Source organism: Nocardia transvalensis NBRC 15921 (assembly GCF_000308875.1).
Lineage (GTDB): Bacteria > Actinomycetota > Actinomycetes > Mycobacteriales > Mycobacteriaceae > Nocardia > Nocardia transvalensis.
Genome location: NZ_BAGL01000042.1, coordinates 168,917 through 187,756, shown reverse-complemented (window position 1 = coordinate 187,756; position 18,840 = coordinate 168,917). Strand labels below are relative to the sequence as shown.

Here is an 18,840-nt window from a genome sequence, read left to right as displayed (position 1 = left end):
GGGGTGGCGCTGCGTGTTAGAGTTCACCGCGATTCGGGCTCTGTACTGCAACGAGGAGTTCCGGCGCGCACCGTCGTCCCGAAAGTCGAACCAGCTGATGCCGATTCCCACCGCACGATCGAGCACCGACGCCGATACGGCGTCGTCCAACGGCCGTCCGGCCCGGGTGCACGAGGTCTCCGTCGTGGTGCCGGTGTACCGGGGTGAGCAGACCATCGCCGGGCTGGTCGCCGAGCTGCACGAACTGCTCCGGCCCGCTACCACGCCCGACGGCGCCGAATTCACCGTCGCGGAGATCGTACTCGTCCACGATCACGGCCCGGACCGCTCCGATGTGGTGCTGCAACAGCTCGACCGCGAGTACGAGCAGGTGCGCGTGGTGTGGCTGAGCCGCAACTTCGGCCAGGACGCCGCCACGATCGCCGGGATGGCCGCCGCCCGCGGCGAGTGGATCGTCACCATGGACGAGGACGGCCAGCACGATCCGGGCTTCATCGGCTCGTTCATCGATACCGCGCTGGCCGAGCGGGCCGATCTGGTCTACTCCAAGCCCACCAACACCCGCCCGCACGGCTTCCTGCGCAACCTCACCTCGCGCGGGGCGAAACTGGTGCTCGCGACGGTGTTCGCCTTCCCCGACTCCACCCGGTTCGAGAGTTACCGGCTGATCCGCGGCGACATCGGTCGGCAGCTGGCCGAGGTCGCCTCCAACGGCGTGTACCTGGACGTGGCGCTCACCTGGGTGGTCGGCAACGCCGCGCAGGCGCCGGTGGTGCTGCGGTCGGAGGGGCGCGAGGAGTCCGGCTACAACTACCGGCGGCTGTTCTCGCTGTTCTGGAAGATGGTGCTGTGCAGCGGAACTCGCGGGCTGCGGCTGGTGAGCATGCTCGGTGTGACGCTGGCGCTGGCGGGCCTGGTGTTCGCGGTGATCATCGTGTCGCAGGCGATCTTCGGCAGCGGCGACGACCCGGAGGGCTGGGCCTCGACCATCGTCGTGCTGCTGCTGGTCTCGGGGGCGATCCTGTTCTCACTCGGCCTGATCGCCGAGTATCTGGGCGTGGCATTGCACGTGCTGGTGGGCAAACCCCTTTACCTGACGGTAGATTCGCCCACACCGCGTCCCGGCGGCGCCGCCGGATATCGGGCGCCGGCCCTGACCACGACCGCAGCGAACGGGGGGAACGACCCGGGTGAGCACTGACCGCATCATCTTCAGCCGGCCCTACCGGGCCGCACGCGAACTGGCCAATCTCGAGGCCGTGCTGTCCTCCGATCAGAGCCACGGCGACGGCCCGTTCACGGCGGCGGCCACCGCCAAGCTGAAGGAGATCACCGGCGCCCCGCACGCGCTGCTGACCACCTCGTGCACGCACGCGCTGGAGATGGCCGGTCTGCTATTGGAGCTCGGGCCCGACGACGAGGTCATCGTGCCCAGCTTCGCGTTCACCTCCACCGCCACCGCCATGGCGCTGCGCGGGGCCACCTGCGTCTTCGCCGATATCGACGAGCGCGGCAACATCGATGCCGACTCCGTGGCGGCGGCGGTCACCGAGCGCACCAAGGCGATCGTGGTGATCCACTACGGCGGCGTCGCGGCCGAGATGGACCGGCTGCTCGCGGTCGCCGACGCGTACGGGCTGGCCATCGTGGAGGACAACGCGCACGGCCTCGGCGGCACCTGGCGGGGCCGCCCGCTGGGCAGCATCGGCACGGCGGGCGCGCTGAGCTTCCACGACACCAAGAACGTGCACTGCGGCGAGGGCGGCGCGGTACTGCTCACCGACGAGATCCTGATGGGCCGCGCGGAGATCATCCGCGAGAAGGGCACCGACCGCGCGCGCTTCCTGCGCGGCGCGGTCGACAAGTACTCCTGGCAGGACATCGGGTCGAGCTATCTGCCCAGCGAACTCAACGCCGCGGTGCTGGACGCGCAACTGGCCGAGTTCGAGGCCATCCAGGCGGGCCGCTTCCGGGTCTGGAACTCCTACGCGGCCGCGCTGCCGGACTGGGCGGCACGCAACGACGTGCGCCTGATGGAGGTGCCCGCCGACCGCGAGCACACCGCGCACCTCTACTACCTGCGCACCCCCACCGAGCGCACCCGCGACGATCTCATCGATCACCTACGCGCCCAGGGCATCTCGGCCCCGTTCCACTACGTCCCGCTGGACTCCAGCCCCGCCGGGCTGAAACTGGGCCGCACCCCCAACCCCTGCACTCGCACGGCGGAATTCTCCAGCACCCTCATCCGCCTCCCCCTCTGGCCCGCCCTCACCGACACCCAGGTGAACCGAGTGGTCGAGGCGGTCACCGCCTTCCAGGTCTGAGCTTCCCCGGTCGCGATTCTCTGAGGTCCCGCGTGCTCGGCACCCCAAGGCCCGGCGGTGTTCTTTCCGCCGGGGTCAGGCCAGGAGAGCCGACAGGGCCTCGGGCGTCAGGATCTCGTAAGCGTCGGTCGTCCGGTTGTGCCACCAGGTCCGTTCGCCCGGCTCCAGGCGCACGGCGGCCTGGACCGCGCGGGTGGAGGGACGATAGGTGGAGCTGCGGGGGATCTCGTCGACGACGAAGACCACGTCGGGGCGGCGAGCGGGGTCGAGGGCGCGCAGGCTTTCGGTGACGTCCTTGGGCTCGAGCCGGTGGCCGGGCCGGACGCTGACCGCCGCCACCGCGAGCACGCGGTCCGCCGCGGCGGGACCGGTCGGCACCGGCAGCGCGAACGCCACCTCCAGATCCACGGCGGCGATATCGTTGAGGGCGTCCACGATCGGCTGGTTGTACACCGGGCCGTGCGCGGTGCGGATGGCCGTGTCGCGGCGGTCCATCAGCCAGTAGTCGCCGTCGCGGTCGCGGCGGAACAGGTTCTCCGTCGGCACCCAGGCATCACCCGGCGCGAAGACGCCGCGCAGCCCGCCGCGCGAGATGTCCACGGTATCGCCCGCCTTGCCGATCAGCAGCCCGACCTCGTTGTCGGCGGCCCGGCGCGCGAAACCCTGTGCGTCGGTGGCGATCTCGTCGGTCTCCGGATCGTAGGAGACCAGCTCCACGCGGGCCGCGCCCGGCACCGGGCGGCCCTTGCTGCCGACCTTGGCCCCCGAGACGTTGGCCAGCACCACATCGCCCTCGATCGAGGCGTAGAACTCCAGAACCCGTGCGGGAGCGAACCGTTCGGTGGTGCGCCGCCACAGCCCCGCCGGCATGCCGGAGCCGATGAACAACCGGATCGGATGCGAATGGCCGTTCGGGAAGGTATCGGCGTCCAGGATGTCGCGCATCATCGTCCAGGTGTAGGTGACGACCGTGACCCCGTACCGGTGCACCTCCTCGGCGAAGCGGGCCGGATCCAGCGAGCGGGCCAGCGCGATCCGGCTGCCACCGGCCACCGCGCCGCCCAGGCTCACCAGCAGCCCGGACGAATGATGCAGCGGCGCAAGGCAGTACACCGTGTCCCCGCGGTCCAGATCGGCGGAACCGGCGGTGCCGAACGCGGACACCGCCCACCGGTGATTGGTGATGTACTTGATGTCGAGCTTGTCGCCGGTGCCGGTGACCAGCACGAACGCCAGTTCCCGCGCCAAGCCCGGATCCGGCCGGAACCAGCCGGGCAGCACCACCCGCGACGGGTCGATCCGCTCGAGGTCGGTCACCTGCCGGCCCGGCGGCACGTCCAGCTCGCGGGCGTCCCCGCCGCCGAGTACCAGCACCCGCGCCCCGGTCTCGGCCGCGGCGCGCAGATTCTCCGGATCGGCGATGACGGTCTTGGCGCCGGTCAGCTCGACCGCGCGCTGCAGTTCGCTGCCGGGTGCGAGCAGGACCGCCACCGCGCCCAGCCGCGACAGCGCGGCCACTGCCGCCAGCGCGCTCGGCCTGGTCTCCATCAGGACGCCGACCCGGGTGGCCGGGCGCACGCCGACCGAGATGAGCCCGCGCACCACATTGTCGATGCGGACGTTCACCGCGGCGTTGGTGTGCACGCGGTCGTCGAACAGGAACAGATCCCGCAGTGGCGCGCGGCGGGCCTGCTCGGCCAGCAGGCGGCCCAGGGAGATGCGGGTGTGTGGCTGGATCATGCCCAGCCGGGTGAGGCGGGGCAGGGCGCGCGCCGCCTCGCCGGTCAGCTCCATCGACCCGCGCAGAGTGCTGTTCGCGATACTGCCCAATGCCGAGCCCAGCCCGGCGCCCGCCTCGGCCAGCGTGGCGGCGCTGTGCACGACGCGCGTCGCGACCGAGCGCGGCCGGTTCGTGGCGACGTGCTCCTGCATCGGCACGATCTGCGTGGGCAGGCCGCCGTTCCCGGACAGCCATCCCACCCAGTCCCGCACGAGCGGCCACGTCTGCTGCGTCGCCATGGATCCGGCCACCAGGCCGAAGTGCCCGGCCACCAGCGACACCTCGTAGACGTCGGCGTTGGGGGCGGCCCGGACGATGCCGCGCACCGCGGCCGGCTGCCCGATGTCGTCCACCTCGCCGACGAACGCCAGGATCGGGCACTTCAACTCCGCCAGCGACACCGGCTGATCGCGAATCACGAACCCGCCCAGCATCATCCGGTTGTGCGCGACGAACTGCTTGAGCAGGTCCGCGGCCGCCGCGCCGGGGTAGCCCACCCAGCCGTCGTGTTCGAGGAACCGGCGCTGGCGCTCCTTGGGCAGCAGCGCCTCCCGGTCGTGCAGCTGGCGGAGGAAGTCGATGCGGGCCTTGGCCGTCTTGACCGGATCCAGCATCTGGAAGCCGAACCGCACCATGCCGTCGGTGATGGGCAGCCGGTTGAGGACGTGATCGGCGACGAAATCGGCGACGTCGGACACCAGGCCGTGCGGCAGCCCGAACGGCAGGCCGGCCACGATGTCGACGGGGCTGCCGAAGGTGACGATGCTCTCCACGCCGCGGCCGTAGCGGAACGCGGCGGTCTGGTAGGCGAACATGCCGCCCTGCGAGTACCCCATCAGGTGCACGCCGTGACCGGTCAGCTCGTTGACGGTCTCGATGGCGCCGTCGAGGGCGAGCACGTGGTCGGCCAGATCGCGCTGCCAGCCGCCCTCCTCACTCGCCGGCGAGCCGAAATCGATGACCCAGCAGTCGATTCCGGCGCGGGTCAGGATGCCGACCGCGCCGCCCTCGGCGTTGACGTCATAGATGTCGGCGCTCACCATCAGCGGCGGCACCAGCAGCGCCACGGGGCGGCCGGGCGTGGTGTCGTCCGGGAAGTAGTGCCGCAGCCGATACATGCGCTTGCGCTCGGTGACCTCGTACGGGGAGGACTCGACGTCGTGCGTCAGGCCCCCGAAGCGGACCACCTCGAGGCCGTTCTGCGCGGTCGCCACCAGCCGCTGCACCGACTGCGTCACGAACCTCGTATCGAACTTCACGGTAACTCCCAGCCCTCGCCCTGCGCGCGACACCCGTCACGGACCCCTGCCTGTCCAGATGAGCTTGCCACACCCTCACCCTACTTCGCGGGCGCTGTGACGAGCCGCATCGGCGATCGGCGGGCGCGCTAGGGGCGGGAGTCGACCGGTCACATGACCAACGTCCCGCATCCGGCTGGCGAATTCGTGGCGTTCGTTGCCCGCGCGTTGCGGATCGTTACCCGTAGTCGAGCGATCCCGAATCGTTATCCCACACGGAATTTCACATTCGTTCGCGAAACGGGTAGCGACGCGCCCGACCCTGCCCCTACCATCGAGGTGCTGGAACGCACTGTCGCCCTTATCGATTCGCTCGAGTCGCTCGTTTGCAGGCACCCTTCTGCCTGCCGTATCGCCCTGTCTCCGCCCCGGTTTCACCGTGGCTACTACGAGGTGAGGACTGCAGCATGACCATCGAACTGCCGGCACACACCGAGAATCACGTCCAGAAGAGCCTCTCCACCACCGCCGCCCACCTACTCGCGCACACCACCAAGTCCGAACCGCAGATGCAGGGCATCAGCTCGCGCTGGCTGACCCGCACGCTGCCGTGGGTGCAGGTCCACGGCGGCATCTACCGCGTCAACCGGCGCCTGACCCACACCGTCGGGGACGGCGCGGTCGAATTCGTCATCGACGGCGGCCGCGCCCAGGTCATCCCGCAGGAGCTGCGCGAACTGCCGGCCCTGCGCGGCCTCGAGGACGAGGAGGTCCTGCGCGCCCTCGCGGAACGCTTCGAGCAACGCGACCTCGAACCCGGCACGATCGTGACCGAATTCGGCAACCCGATGGACCAGCTGTTCCTGGTCGTGCACGGTCGGCTGAGCAAGACCGGCACCGGCGAGTACGGCGGCACCACCCTGCTCGGAATGCTTTCCGACGGAGATCATTTCGGCGATACGCTGCTGACCGATCCGGGCGCCATCTGGCCGACCACCATCCGGACGACCACCTTCGCCACCCTGCTCGCCCTGCCGCGCGCGGAACTCGACCGCATCGCCGAGGAGGCGCCCGCGCTCCGGAACCATCTGTCCCAGCGCGCCGCCGCGCAGTCGCGGCCGCAGAACAAACACGGCGAGGCGGAGATCGGCATCTCCTCCGGCCACAGCGGCGAGCCGCAACTGGACGGCACCTTCGTCGACTACGACGCGAGCCCGCGCGAGTACGAGCTGAGCCTCGCGCAGAGCCTGCTGCGGGTGCACACCCGCGTCGCGGACCTGTTCAACGAGCCGCACAACCAGATCGAGCAGCAGTTGCGGCTGACTATCGAGGCCCTCTACGAGCGCCGCGAATCCGACCTGGTCAACAATCCCGACTTCGGCCTGCTGCACAACTGCGACCTGAAGCAGCGCATCTACTCCGAATCCGGCCCGCCGACCCCGGACGACATGGACGAGCTGCTGAGCATGCGCCGCAGCACGAAACTCTTTCTGGCACATCCGAAAGCGATCGCCGCGTTCGGCCGGGAGTGCACCCGGCGCGGCGTCTACCCGGACCCGGTGGAGATCGACGGCCACCGCCTCCCGTCGTGGCGTGGCGTGCCCATCTACCCGTGCGGCAAGATCCCGATCGACGCCAACCAGACCACCTCGATCCTGGCGATGCGCACCGGCGAGCAGGACCAGGGCGTCGTCGGCCTGCACCAGACCGGCATCCCCGACGAATTCGAGCCCAGCCTGAATGTGCGGTTCAAGGGCATCGACGATCAATCGATCATCTCGTACCTGGTCAGCTGCTACTACTCGGCGGCCGTTCTGGTACCCGACGCCCTGGGCATCCTCGGCAACGTGGTCGTCGCCCGGCAGGCCGACTGACGGGAGCCGGACCATGTCGGTGCTCTCCCGCGCCGCGGCGCCGCAGGCCACCGGTGAGGTGGCCGCGGTCGTCGCCGCGCTACTCACCAACCTCGACCACGCTCCCCCGGCCCGGCTGCGGGTTCCGGGAGAATCGGACATCCACGCGGCCGCCGCCGCACTCGACGATGTGGCCGAGGCCGTCGCGCCCCGCCGATTGCTCGGCCCGACCGGCCTCGGCGCGCCCGGCCTATTACCCCCACCCGACCCGCCCCCCGCACCGAGCCCCGCGGTAGACCGGTCCGTCACGGAACGAGCCTCCTCGGCGCGAATCCCGTTCGGCCCCACGGGAATCGGCACCACTTCGCTCCGGCCACGCCTACCGAGCGGCGAGTCGGCGCCGGTGTCCGCACCCTCGGGCGGCAATGCGCCGGCGGGCCACACGGGCACCGCCGGAGGGGAATCCCGCATCCCGCCGCTGTACTGCCCGCCACCCGTGCGCGACAACCCTTCCCTCGCCGAGGCCGTGAACGAGGGGATCCTCCGCTGGGCGGAGTCGATCGGGCTGTACGAGGGCCGGCTCGACGAGTTGCGCAAGGCCGACTTCGGGCGGCTGATCATGCTCGCGCATCCCGACTGCGACGATCCGGACCGGCTGCTGGCCGCGGCGAAATGCGCGGTCTCGGAATGGTCGGTGGACGACTACTACTGCGAGGAGGACGCCGACGACCACGCCCCCGACGGAACCCCGTCCAGCGCCGAGGCGGAGCTGGGCCCGCGGCTCGAACTGGCCGCGGCCGCCATGGACCCGGTCCACCTCCCGGCCCGCTACCAGGTCCAGCTGGAGCGCGCGCTGCGGGCCGATCCGATCCTGCGCGCCTTCCGCACCTCGTTCGAACATCTGGCCCACTACGCCACCCCCACCCAGCTGGCGCGGCTGCGGACCGAGATCGGCGGCTGGTTCATCGCCCTCGGCGCCGAGGCCGGGTGGCGCACCGCCGGCCGCATGCCGCCGGTGTGGGAGTACCTGACCAACCGGCAACCGCACAGCTTCCTGCCGTGCATGGCCCCGATCGATGTCGTGGGCGGCTACGAGCTGAGCGCGCCGGAGTACACCGATCCCCGCGTCCGCCGGGTGGTCACCACGGCCGCGCTGGCCTCGCAGATGGTCAACGATCTGTACTCGATGGCCCGCGAAGACCTGTCCGGCGGAAGGGAATTCAACCTGCCGACGGTCCTGGCCGCGGAGGAGGACTGCCCGCGCTCCGACGCCGTGCGCCGCACCGCGCAGGTGCACGACGAGCTGGTCCACCGCTTCGAGCGGGAGGCGGCGGCGCTCGCGGGGGCCGGATCCCCCGAACTGCGCCGCTTCCTCGGCGGCCTGTGGGCCTGGATGGGAGGCAACCGGGCCTGGCACGCCGACAGCCGCCGCTATCACGACCAGAGCTGAGACTCACCGTATCTCGTTATCCGTGCACGACCCCGGCTCCACCCAGGTTCGAGAGGATGATCTGCGATGACGATGCTCGACCACGACGCCGAGACCGACGCCGTCCTGCGCACCAGCTACCAGCGCTCGGTCGCCGACTACTGGAACAACAATCCGAACGACGACCGCGTCAACACCAAACTGGGCGAGGTCGACGGGCTCTATCACCACCACTACGGTGTCGGTGATCCGGACTGGTCGGTCCTCGAGGGCCCGGCCGAGACCCGGCAGGAGCGGATCGTGCGGGATCTGCACCGGCTCGAGACCGCACAGGCCGACCTGCTGCTGGACCATCTCGGCGACATCCGCCCCGGCGACCGGCTGCTCGACGCCGGCTGCGGCCGCGGCGGCACCAGCATCATGGCCAATCAGCGTTTCGGCTGCCAGGTGGACGGGGTCACGATCTCGCAGTACCAGGCCGGATTCGCCAACGACCAGGCACGCGAGCGCGGCGTCGGCGACGCCGTGCGGTTCCACTTCCGGAACATGCTCGACACCGGCCTGGAGGCGGGCAGCGTACGCGGGATCTGGACCAACGAGACGACCATGTACGTCGATCTGGACAACCTGTTCGGCGAATTCGCGCGCGTGCTGCGGCCGGGCGGCCGCTACGTGTGTATCACCGGCTGCTCCAACGACGTCACCGGCGGCCGCTCGTCCTCGGTCAGCTGGATCGACGCCCACTACGGCTGCATGATCCACCCCCGCGGCGAGTACTTCCGCGCCCTCGCCGCGCACGGCCTGGTCCCGATCACCGTCGTCGACCTGACCCCGGCCACCATCCCCTACTGGGAGTTGCGCACCAACTCCGAGCTGGCGACCGGGGTGGAGAAACCGTTCCTGACCGCGTATCGGGAGGGCAGCTTCCAGTACCTGCTGATCGCGGCCGATAAAGTGGGACGGTGACCGCCGAAGCGACAACCGACCGCGAGGCCCTGCCCGTCGAGCTGGTGGACGAGCGGGGCCGAGCCGTCGGCGCGTGCCCGGTGTCCGAGGCGCACGCCGCGCCGGGCCGCCTGCACCGGGCGTTCTCCGTCCTGCTGTTCGATGCCGACGGCCGCGTCCTGCTGCAACAGCGCGCCGCGGTGAAGACCCGATTCCCGCTGCTGTGGACCAATACCTGCTGCGGCCACCCCGCGCCCGGGGCCGCGGCGGCGGACGCGGCGGTGGACCGGCTCGTCGAGGAACTGGGCATCCGGGCGGCGCTGACGGAGGTGGGCGCGTTCACCTATCGGGCGGGCGATCCGGCGACGGGCCGGGTCGAGCACGAATGGGATCATGTCCTGATCGGCCGGTTCGACGGCGTGCCGCCCCGCCCGGACCCCGCCGAGATCGCCGACTACGCCTGGGTGTGGCCGGCCGACCTCGCCGACGCGATGGCGGCCGATCCGGACCGGTACACGCCGTGGCTGTCCGGCGTGCTCGGGGTGATCGAACACGCGGGCGAGGTTCCGAACGCCTAGGGGCGCAGCGACTCCGGAGATCCAGTGATCGGGTGGCCGGTCGCCGAATCGAGGGTCACGAGGAATTGTCGGCCAACCCGGCGCGGATCCCGCTGTGCGAGTTGCGTAGCAAGGCTGGGTCCCGCGCCGGAATAATCGGCAGTCCGCCGACCACGCGGCGCCTGCGCGGCCCGCACCGCAATCCTCTGGCAGCATGTCGGCCATGGAACTGATCGGGCTGGATCGCATCGAATCGGCGGCGCGACTGCTGGGGCCGGTCATCCGGCGCACGCCCCTGGTGTCGTCGCGGGTGCTGTCGGAGCGCACCGGGCTCGAGGTGCGGCTCAAATGCGAGAATCTGCAGCGCACCGGGTCGTTCAAGCCACGCGGCGCCTACAACCGGATCGCGAATCTCCCGGCGGCCGACCGGGAACGGGGCGTGGTGGCGGCCAGCGCGGGCAATCACGCACAGGGAGTCGCCTGGTCCGCCACGACCCTCGGCATCGATTCCACGGTCTTCATGCCGGTGGGCGCGTCGCTGCCGAAACTGGTGGCCACCAGGGCCTACGGCGCCACCGTGCACCAGGTGGGCGATATCATCGACCAATCACTCACCGCGGCAATGGATTTCGCGGAGTCCACGGGTGCGACGCTGATCCATCCCTTCGACCATCCCGATATCGTGGCGGGCCAGGCCACCGTGGCGCTCGAACTCCTCGAGCAACTGCCGGAGATGGGCACCGTGATCGTGCCGACGGGCGGCGGCGGGCTGCTCGCCGGGATCGCCGCCGCCCTGCGTCACCTCGCGCCGGACGTGCGCGTGATCGGCGTCCAGGCCGCGCAGGCCGCCGCCTGGCCCGAATCCCTGGCGGCAGGTAAACCCGTTGCGCTGGAACGGATGTCGACCATGGCCGACGGTATCGCGGTCGGGTTGCCCGGCGAGGTGCCGTTCGCCCACGTCGCCGACCACGGCGTCACCGTGGTCACCGTCGGCGAGGACGCGCTGTCGAGCGCGCTGCTGCTGTGCATGGAGCGGGCCAAGCTGATCGTCGAACCCGCCGGGGCGGCCGCCGTCGCCGCGCTGCTGTGCCACGCCGGCGAACTCGATCTGCGCGGCCCGGTGTGCGCGATCCTGTCCGGCGGCAATGTCGATCCGCTGCTGCTGACCCGCCTCATCGGCCACGGCCTCAGCGCAGCGGGCCGCTATCTGGCCGTGCGCGTGACGATTTCGGATCGCCCGGGCAGCCTCGGCCGCCTGCTCGCCGCCGTCGGCGCGACCGGTGCGAGCGTGCTGGATGTCGTGCACTCCCGCACCGGCGCGTGGCTCGCGATCGAAGAGGTCGAGGTGCTGCTCACCCTCGAGACCCGCGGTCACGGCCACCGCGACGACGTCCTCGACGGCCTGGAACGCGCCGGATACACCGTGCGCGTTCAGGATTGAGCCGCTCCGCTCAGCACTTGCTCTTGTAGAAGTATTTGGCGTTGTCCGCCATATCGGCCTGGGTGATGGCGATCATGTCGGTCTGGATGGTGCGGGTGACCGGCTTGCCGTCGATGGCGGCCGCCGCCTGGTCCACGCCCTGCGCGCCGATACCGGCGGGGTCCTGGGCGATCAGCGCCTGCACCGTCCCGGCCTTCAGATCCTCGACCTGCTTGGGGCTGGCGTCGAAGCCGACCAGTTTCACCTGGCCGAGCTTGCCGGCGTTGCGCAGGCCGGTCGCGGCGCCCTCGGCGGAGCTGAGGTTGGTGGCGAAGATGCCGACCAGATCCGGATGCGCCGCCAGGGTGGAGGTCACGATCGAGGCGGCCTGGGCGGCCTCGTTGTTGTTGTACTGCACGCCCACCGACGTCAGGCCCGGCTGATTCTTCAGCTCGTCCACGAAGCCCTGCGCGCGCAGATCGGTGGTCGACGTCCCGGCCTTGGTGTTGATCACGAGGACCGAGCCGCCGCCACCACCGACGAGCTTCGCCAGCGTCTGCGCCGCGAGCTGACCGCCCTTGCGGTTGTCGGAGGAGATCGACGACAGCGCCACCGAGGTGTCGTCCAGGGCGGTGTCGACCTCGATTACCTTGACGCCGGAATCCTTGGCCTGCTTGATCGGGCTGGCCATCGCCGTGGCGTGGGTCGGCGCGATCAGCAGGGCGCCCGGCTTGTTCGAGATCACGCCGGTGACGATCGGCGTCTGCTGGGTGGCGTCGAACTGCGTGGGGGCCTGGGTGTCCAGGTCGTAGCCGAGTTTCTTCGCCTCCTCCTGCGCGCCGCACTGCATCGAGATGTAGAACGGCTCGTTGGCGACTCCGGGCACCAGCACCATCCGGTGCTTGTCCGCGCTGCCCGAATCCCCTACCTTGCCACCACATCCCGCCAGCATCGCCGCGGCCGTCACCGCGACACCCAGCAGGACGGCGGTCCGTCGTCCGGTCCTCATCTCGGCCTCACCTTCGAGATAGATTGTGTCACTTCCGGTCTCGCGCCCGCCGGCGGATCTGGTCGAACCACACGGCGGCCACGAGCACGACACTCACCGCGATCGGCTGCCAGAACACCGGCACCCCCGCGATGACGAAACCCTTGCGCAGCACCGACGGGATGAACACCCCGATCACGGTGCCCAGCACCGAACCCGCCCCGCCGAACAGGCTGGTGCCGCCGATGACGACGCCCGCGATGGCGTCGAGATTGTCGGTGGTGTGCCCGGCGATGGTGGTGGTGCCGAAGTAGGCGAGATTCATGAAACCGGCGAGCCCCGCGAGGGTTCCGGCCATGAGGTACACGAGGATCAGATGCCGGGTGACGCCGATGCCCGCGCGCCGGGCGGCCTCCGCGCTGGAGCCGATGGCGTAGGTGTAGCGGCCGAATCGCGTGGTGTGCAGCAGCCACGCCCCCGCCAGCGTGACCACGGCGGCGACCAGCACCAGCACCGGTATCCCGCCCAGCAGCGTGCCGAAACCCAGTGTGTCGCGCAGGTTGTCGGGCACCGTGCGGGTATCGACGCCGCCGGTGATGAGCTGCGCCGCGCCCAGTGCGGCGCCGAACGAGCCCAGGGTGACGATCAGCGGCGGGATCTTGGCCTTGGCCACCAGCAATCCGTTCACCAGGCCCCAGAACGCCCCGCCCGCAAGCGAACCCACGAAACCGATCGCGATGATCCCCCAGCCGGCATGGGTGGCGTCCTGACCGGGGCTCAGCCACTCCATCGTCTTGGCGCCGATCACCCCGGCGAAGATCAGCACCATGCCCACGGACAGGTCGATGCCCGCGGTGATGATGATGAAGGTCATCCCGATCGACAGGACGAGCAGCACCGCGGTCTCGATGAGCAGGGTCTGCAGCGTGAACCGGGTCGGGAACGCGTCCGGGCGCAGCACGCTGAACGCGGCGTAGAGCACGATCAGCACCAGGCCGATCCACAGCGTGCTGGCGCCGGCGAGCCGTTGCCACCACGTGCGCTCCGGAAGGGGCGCCGGGTCGGGTGCGTTCACGGTGGTGTCGCTACTGGATTCGCTCATGCTGCGTCCTCGTGAGTCAGAGCACCGGTCATAGCGCCGACCAATTGCTCGAGCGTCGCGTCGGAACCGAAGCGGGCCACCCGCTTTCCGAGCCGCAGCACCTCGACCCGGTCCGCGACCGAGAGCACCTCCGGCATGTTGTGGCTGATCAGCACGACCGCGATGCCCTGATCGCGGACGCGGCGGACGACGTCGAGCACCCGCTCGCGCTGGACCACCCCGAGCGCGGCGGTCGGCTCGTCCATGAACACCACCTTGCTCGCCCACAGCACCGCCCGCGCCACCGCGACGGTCTGCCGCTGCCCGCCCGACAGCGCGCCGATGGGCACGTCGGCGCGCGGCAGCGTCACCCCGAGCCGCCGGAAGTGTTCGGCCGCTTCACTTCTCATGGTCTTGCGGTCCAGCATGCCGAGGCGGCCGAGCAGCCCGCGGCGGAACAGCTCGCGGCCGAGGAACAGGTTGGCCGCCGGATCGAGGTCCGGCGCGACGGCCAGATCCTGATACACCGTCTCCACGCCCAGGCGGCGGGCGGCGGTCGGCGACGCCATGCGCACCGGCTCGCCGTCGAGCAGGATCCGGCCGCCGTCGGGCTGTTCGGCGCCCGACAGGCATTTCACCAGCGTCGACTTACCGGCGCCGTTATCGCCGATGAGCGCGGTGACCTCACCCGCATGTATCCGAAAGTGGGCGCCGCGCAACGCCTCCACGCCGCCGTAACGCTTGGTCAGCCCCTCGGCTTCCAGAACAACGGCAGGCATCGGCGATCACCCCGGCAGATATCGGCTGAGCGGACGTCCGGTCCGCCCGGCCGATGTTAACGCTCACGTGATGCCCCCGGAGGAGAATCGCGAAGATCACCGAACCGCCGTCGTCAGTGCGCCGCACCGAGCTCGAGCGCCAGCACACCGAGAATGACCAGCCCGATCCCCCCGACCTGAACCAGCGTCAGCCCCTCGTCGAGAAACAGCGCCCCGATGATCGCCACCGCGGCCACCCCGATGGCCGACCACACCCCATACGCCACCCCGATAGCCATCCCCCGCTTCAACGCCTGCGACAAAAAGAAGAACGCCCCCGCATACCCCGCCACCACAACCACCGAAGGCACCAGCTTCGTAAACCCCTCGGACAACTTCAGCGACACCGTCGCCGACACCTCACAAGCAATAGCCAGCACAAGCAGCAGAAACGTCATGGCCGCAGAATAATCGGCAACGACTGCCGAAAGCTCGACGCGGGTCGGCGCAGAATCCGTCGTCAGTCAGGCAGCCCGTGAAACCCATCACCGAGGGGGCAGACGAGTGCAATATCCAAACCACCCAGCAGCGCCCTCACGTCGTCTTGCGGCAAGGAAGGAAGTAGCACCGCCAGCCTGGGACCGGCCGGGATCACGTGGCGCCGATAGTCGTACAGTTGACCTACAGCCATCCGTACGCACTCACGTGTGCTCGCGCCCTTCACCTCGTACAGAACGCGCGCATCGGCGTCGTACAAGTCGGTGAACAGCGGCGGTTCGCCAGGCACGGTGATACGAAAGCGCTGTATATCGTGCCCGCGGTTGGTCATCCATCGTTCGAATCGTGCCGACAGTTGAGACTCTCGTCGCTCGATCGACGTTTCTCCGACACGCGTTCGCGGCGCCGAACGAACGGCCGAAACCTCCGGCCGAACCGGATCGGTACGGACGGCTGCTGGATGTGTATCCGCGTCGACTGACACGCTGTCGACGCCCGGCATTTCGGCTGTAGCACCGTCTTGTTCGTGCGCATCCGGAGACTTCAGAGCTGCACTCATCGCGTTGGCGGCAAACCTCATCATCAGATGATGCACTGCGTCGGGCGGCTCACGGTCGTCCCATGCGATCAACTGTTGATGATTGCCGCTGTGATGAGTGCGTACTGTCCATCCGAGACGTGTACCAGCGATCCTCAATGCCTTGCGCGCCTGCGCGAGCGTTTCGAACGACTCGATCGAGTGCTGGCCCAACATCAATTGCCCCCCGTAGCCGGAGAACTCCGGATTTAAGTTGTCTCGCATGTGCCGCTCGAGCACATCCACCATCGCCGCAAATCGAATATCGCTGTCCTCCACCACTCATGAAGTATGCGCGCGGCGTACGACATGCTGCGACACGCAGCATCCGTGCCGGACGACAGCGACCGGGCAACGGCATGATCGAGTGGTAGGGCCCGCCCGCCGACCGGTTAGCCAGCTTCACGCAGTGGATGGAACTCAACACTCAGCCGCACTTCCAGCGCCTCGGCGATTCGCTCCAGCATGGGGATCGTCGGCATCGTGCCGCCTCCCTCGAGCCGCGCCACCGCCGGCTGTTTCAGTCCCGCACGGTCGGCAAGCTCCGCCTGAGTTAGCCCGAGGTGCTCGCGCCGCTCGCGCACCGCCGTTCCCACCTCGAATCGGATGCGCGCAGCCTCGTAGGCGGCGCCCGCGCCCGGGCGCGACAACACCTCGGCGCGCATCTCGGCCCAACTCTTGTGTGCACCCATGGAATTCACTCCTCCTCCACGGCATGAGCCTCATCGACGCAGCGACGCATCGCTCGAACGCCACGATGTATCTCCGCAGACTCCCGCATCCGATGCGTGCGAAATACGGTCAGCAGGATTATGCGTCTTCCAGGGGCGATCCAGTAAGCCGCGTGCACGGCTCGCCGAGCAGCGCTCCCCGTGCGGCCAGGAGATCGACGTAGAAGACCACCGTCTCCTGATCGTCGTCGTTGAGCGAGTCGAACCACTTCTCGACCTCCGGCTCCAGTTCCACCTCTCCCCAATTCATAACACGGACGTTATATCGATCGCAATGGTCGCGTCCGTGGATTCGGGAATCAGGTCAGCCAGTTGCGGGATTCGGTGCTTGCCGAGCGGACTTCTTCCAGTTGCTTGGCTACCTGGACTCCTGCGGTGCCGCCGCGGGCGTTGCGGGAGGCGATGGAGCCCTGGACGGTGAGGACCTCGCGGACCTGGGGGGTGAGGGCGGGGTCTACGGCGGCGAATTCCTCGTCGGTGAGTTCGGCGAGGCCGACGCCGCGGGATTCGGCGGCGCGGACGCAGCCGCCGGCGGCCTCGTGGGCGACGCGGAACGGGACGCCTTGGCGGACCAGCCATTCGGCGATATCGGTGGCGAGGGTGTAGCCGGCGGGGGCCAGTTCGGCCATGCGGTCGGTGTGGAAGGTCAGGGTGGAGACCAGGCCGGCGATGGCGGGCAGGAGCAGCTCCAGCTGAGCCGCCGAGTCGAACAGGGGCTCCTTGTCCTCCTGCAGGTCCCGGTTGTAGGCGAGGGGCTGCGCCTTGAGGGTGGCGAGCAGGCCGGTGAGGTTGCCGATGAGGCGGCCCGCCTTACCGCGGGTCAGCTCCGACACGTCCGGATTCTTCTTCTGCGGCATGATCGACGAGCCGGTGGACCAGGCGTCGGCGAGGGTGATGTAGCCGAATTCCGGTGTGCTCCAGATGATCACCTCTTCGGCCATGCGCGACAGGTCGACCGCGATCATGGCCAGCACGAAGGCGGCCTCGGCGGCGAAGTCGCGCGAAGAGGTGGCGTCGATCGAATTGGCCGCGGCCGCATCGAAATCCAGGTCGGCGGCGATCGCCTCGGGATCCAGGCCCAGCGACGAACCCGCCAGCGCGCCGGACCCGTAGGGCGACACGGCCGCCCGCTTGTCGAAGTCGCGCAGCCGGTCGACATCGCGCAGCAGCGGATGTGCGTGTGCCAGCAGCTGATGCGCCAGCAGAACGGGCTGTGCGGCCTGCAGGTGCGTCTTGCCCGGCATCACCGCGTCGGGGTGGGCGGCCGCCTGCGCGACGAGCGCGTCGACCACGTCCAGCACGCCCGACGCGACGCGGCGCACCGCGTCCCGCAGCCACATCCGGAACAGCGTCGCCACCTGATCGTTGCGCGAGCGGCCCGCGCGCAGCCGCCCACCGAGTTCGGTGCCGACCCGCTCGATCAGGCCGCGTTCCAGCGCGCCGTGCACATCCTCGTCGGAGTCGGCCGGGCCGAACGCGCCCGACTCCACATCCGCGGCGAGCCGGTCCAGCCCGGTCAGCATGCCGTCGAGGTCACCGTCGGACAGCAGGCCCGCCTTGTGCAGCACGCGCGCGTGCGCCTTGGACGCGCGAATGTCGTAGGGCGCCAGCGCCCAGTCGAAGTGGGTCGACTTGCTCAGCGCGGCCATCGCCGCGGCCGGGCCGGACGCGAACCGTCCGCCCCACAGCGCCCCTTCGTTGGTGCCGCCGCCCTGGGTCATCAGTTGTCGTCTCCTAGTGTCGCGGTCATCAGAATGTGTCGGTTCATCTCGGGTCGGGATACGTCCGTCGCCTCGCGGCCGTGCCCGGTGAGGACGTCGGCCGGTTCCGCCGCGGTCACAGTCCAGCCGTGGTCGGCGAACCAGTCGCGCGGATCCGAGCGGCCCTCCCACGAGTACCACAGGTCTCGCACGTCGACGGTGATCCCGGCCGCCGCGAGGGCCTCGCTGCGCCGGGCCTGCAATTCGCGGATCTCGGCCGAGTCCGCACGCTGGTCGCGGCCGATATTCAGCGCCATCCGGCTGCCCGGCGCGCTGAGCGCCACGACCTCGGCGAACAGCCGGTCCTGCGCGTCGGCGGGCAGGTAGCGCAGCAGCCCCTCGGCCAGCCAGGCCGTCGGCGCGGCGGGATCGAATCCGTTGTCCCGCAGCGCCTTCGGCCAGTCCTGCCGCAGGTCGACCGCCACCTCGTGCCGCTCGATCGACAGGCGTTCACCGCCGAGCGCCCGCGCCTTGAACTCCAGCACCTTCGGCTGATCCAGCTCGAAAACCACCGTGTCCGAAGGCCATTCGAGCCGGTAGGCCCGCGCGTCGAGGCCGGAGGCCAGGATCACCACCTGCCGGATACCGTCGGCGGCGGCCGCATGGAAGTACTCGTCGAAGTACACCGTGCGCGCGATCAGGACCGCACCCATCGGCCCGTACAACCGCCCGGACTCGCTGCGGACCTCGCCGCGCATGATCTCGGTCCAGCCCGATCCGACCGCGTCCACCAGCCGCTCGGCGTACGGATCCCGGAACAGCGCGTCGGGCCGCCGGGATTCGACGGCGCGCATGGCCGCCACGCCCACGGCCGTGATGCCCACGCTCTCGGTGATGTCCCAGCTGTCGTCGTCGGTGCGCAACGGGCGCCTCCTGTCTCGCGGCGCCGGCCGGGGAA

The 18,840-nt window shown here is 69.7% G+C and carries 17 protein-coding genes; 7 read left to right on the top strand and 10 right to left on the bottom strand.

The window, feature by feature from the left end; all coding sequences use genetic code 11:
• The first annotated feature begins 166 nt into the window (after positions 1–166).
• Positions 167–1,201: a glycosyltransferase gene (locus ON41_RS13330; RefSeq protein ID WP_051161371.1), complete on the top strand. Its 1,035-nt coding sequence runs from the start codon at positions 167–169 to the stop codon at positions 1,199–1,201.
• Positions 1,191–2,327, top strand: a complete 1,137-nt coding sequence (gene rffA / locus ON41_RS13325) for a dTDP-4-amino-4,6-dideoxygalactose transaminase (RefSeq protein WP_040747882.1) — start codon at positions 1,191–1,193, stop codon at positions 2,325–2,327. The genes ON41_RS13330 and rffA overlap by 11 nt, the downstream gene beginning before the upstream one ends.
• Positions 2,328–2,402: 75 nt before the next feature.
• Here the strand turns inward: rffA and ON41_RS13320 are convergent, their stop codons facing one another.
• Positions 2,403–5,366, bottom strand: coding sequence for an AMP-binding protein (locus tag ON41_RS13320; RefSeq protein WP_040747881.1), 2,964 nt, complete (start codon positions 5,364–5,366; stop codon positions 2,403–2,405).
• A gap of 446 nt (positions 5,367–5,812) precedes the next feature.
• On the opposite strand from ON41_RS13320, the gene ON41_RS13315 reads away from it, so the two are divergent.
• The 5 genes from ON41_RS13315 (at position 5,813) to ilvA (ending at position 11,570) form a co-directional block, all read left to right on the top strand.
• Entirely contained in the window at positions 5,813–7,219 is a 1,407-nt protein-coding gene (locus tag ON41_RS13315; RefSeq protein WP_040747880.1) for a family 2B encapsulin nanocompartment shell protein, read from the top strand.
• Positions 7,220–7,232: 13 nt separating this feature from the next.
• Positions 7,233–8,648: a family 2 encapsulin nanocompartment cargo protein terpene cyclase gene (locus tag ON41_RS13310; RefSeq protein WP_040747879.1), complete on the top strand. Its 1,416-nt coding sequence runs from the start codon at positions 7,233–7,235 to the stop codon at positions 8,646–8,648.
• A 66-nt stretch (positions 8,649–8,714) separates the two neighbouring features.
• Positions 8,715–9,593, top strand: a complete 879-nt coding sequence (locus ON41_RS13305) for a geranyl diphosphate 2-C-methyltransferase (protein ID WP_040747878.1) — start codon at positions 8,715–8,717, stop codon at positions 9,591–9,593.
• On the top strand, positions 9,590–10,150 hold the full coding sequence (idi, locus tag ON41_RS13300; protein WP_246829520.1) for an isopentenyl-diphosphate Delta-isomerase: 561 nt from the start codon (positions 9,590–9,592) through the stop codon (positions 10,148–10,150). Before ON41_RS13305 ends, idi begins: the two co-directional genes overlap by 4 nt.
• Before the next feature lie 193 nt (positions 10,151–10,343).
• Positions 10,344–11,570 carry a threonine ammonia-lyase gene (ilvA, locus tag ON41_RS13295; RefSeq protein WP_040747877.1) on the top strand — a complete coding sequence of 409 codons (1,227 nt, stop codon included), beginning with the start codon at positions 10,344–10,346 and terminating at the stop codon, positions 11,568–11,570.
• 10 nt (positions 11,571–11,580) lie between these two features.
• On the opposite strand, the gene ON41_RS13290 is transcribed toward ilvA, so the two are convergent.
• The 9 genes from ON41_RS13290 to ON41_RS13250 form a co-directional block, all read right to left on the bottom strand.
• Positions 11,581–12,558: an ABC transporter substrate-binding protein gene (locus tag ON41_RS13290; protein WP_040747876.1), complete on the bottom strand. Its 978-nt coding sequence runs from the start codon at positions 12,556–12,558 to the stop codon at positions 11,581–11,583.
• Between the two features lie 28 nt (positions 12,559–12,586).
• Positions 12,587–13,639 carry an ABC transporter permease gene (locus ON41_RS13285; protein ID WP_040747875.1) on the bottom strand — a complete coding sequence of 351 codons (1,053 nt, stop codon included), beginning with the start codon at positions 13,637–13,639 and terminating at the stop codon, positions 12,587–12,589.
• Positions 13,636–14,397 carry an ATP-binding cassette domain-containing protein gene (locus ON41_RS13280; protein WP_040747874.1) on the bottom strand — a complete coding sequence of 254 codons (762 nt, stop codon included), beginning with the start codon at positions 14,395–14,397 and terminating at the stop codon, positions 13,636–13,638. The genes ON41_RS13285 and ON41_RS13280 overlap by 4 nt, the downstream gene beginning before the upstream one ends.
• A gap of 113 nt (positions 14,398–14,510) precedes the next feature.
• Positions 14,511–14,834: a DMT family transporter gene (locus ON41_RS13275; RefSeq protein WP_040747873.1), complete on the bottom strand. Its 324-nt coding sequence runs from the start codon at positions 14,832–14,834 to the stop codon at positions 14,511–14,513.
• A gap of 62 nt (positions 14,835–14,896) precedes the next feature.
• Complete coding sequence (locus ON41_RS41545; RefSeq protein WP_157185453.1) at positions 14,897–15,733, bottom strand: heavy-metal-associated domain-containing protein; 837 nt, start codon at positions 15,731–15,733, stop codon at positions 14,897–14,899.
• Positions 15,734–15,843: 110 nt separating this feature from the next.
• Entirely contained in the window at positions 15,844–16,143 is a 300-nt protein-coding gene (locus tag ON41_RS13265; RefSeq protein ID WP_040747927.1) for a helix-turn-helix domain-containing protein, read from the bottom strand.
• A gap of 118 nt (positions 16,144–16,261) precedes the next feature.
• The gene (locus tag ON41_RS42670) at positions 16,262–16,432 is read right to left on the bottom strand and encodes a hypothetical protein (protein ID WP_157185452.1); all 171 of its coding nucleotides are present in this window, start codon (positions 16,430–16,432) and stop codon (positions 16,262–16,264) included.
• Between the two features lie 49 nt (positions 16,433–16,481).
• Positions 16,482–17,903, bottom strand: a complete 1,422-nt coding sequence (gene argH / locus ON41_RS13255) for an argininosuccinate lyase (protein ID WP_040747872.1) — start codon at positions 17,901–17,903, stop codon at positions 16,482–16,484.
• Positions 17,903–18,805 carry a class I SAM-dependent methyltransferase gene (locus tag ON41_RS13250; protein WP_040747871.1) on the bottom strand — a complete coding sequence of 301 codons (903 nt, stop codon included), beginning with the start codon at positions 18,803–18,805 and terminating at the stop codon, positions 17,903–17,905. Before ON41_RS13250 ends, argH begins: the two co-directional genes overlap by 1 nt.
• Between the last annotated feature and the right edge of the window lie 35 nt (positions 18,806–18,840).

Excerpts from the sequence above, each read along its gene's own strand:
- ON41_RS42670 (WP_157185452.1), bottom strand. The coding sequence starts at position 16,432 with ATGAATTGGGGAGAGGTGGAACTGGAGCCGGAGGTCGAGAAGTGGTTC.
- ON41_RS13310 (WP_040747879.1), top strand. The coding sequence starts at position 7,233 with ATGTCGGTGCTCTCCCGCGCCGCGGCGCCGCAGGCCACCGGTGAGGTG.
- ON41_RS13305 (WP_040747878.1), top strand. The coding sequence starts at position 8,715 with ATGACGATGCTCGACCACGACGCCGAGACCGACGCCGTCCTGCGCACC.
- ON41_RS13275 (WP_040747873.1), bottom strand. The coding sequence starts at position 14,834 with ATGACGTTTCTGCTGCTTGTGCTGGCTATTGCTTGTGAGGTGTCGGCG.
- argH (WP_040747872.1), bottom strand. The coding sequence starts at position 17,903 with ATGACCCAGGGCGGCGGCACCAACGAAGGGGCGCTGTGGGGCGGACGG.
- ON41_RS13315 (WP_040747880.1), top strand. The coding sequence starts at position 5,813 with ATGACCATCGAACTGCCGGCACACACCGAGAATCACGTCCAGAAGAGC.
- ON41_RS13285 (WP_040747875.1), bottom strand. The coding sequence starts at position 13,639 with ATGAGCGAATCCAGTAGCGACACCACCGTGAACGCACCCGACCCGGCG.
- ON41_RS13265 (WP_040747927.1), bottom strand. The coding sequence starts at position 16,143 with ATGGGTGCACACAAGAGTTGGGCCGAGATGCGCGCCGAGGTGTTGTCG.
- ilvA (WP_040747877.1), top strand. The coding sequence starts at position 10,344 with ATGTCGGCCATGGAACTGATCGGGCTGGATCGCATCGAATCGGCGGCG.
- ON41_RS13290 (WP_040747876.1), bottom strand. The coding sequence starts at position 12,558 with ATGAGGACCGGACGACGGACCGCCGTCCTGCTGGGTGTCGCGGTGACG.
- ON41_RS13280 (WP_040747874.1), bottom strand. The coding sequence starts at position 14,397 with ATGCCTGCCGTTGTTCTGGAAGCCGAGGGGCTGACCAAGCGTTACGGC.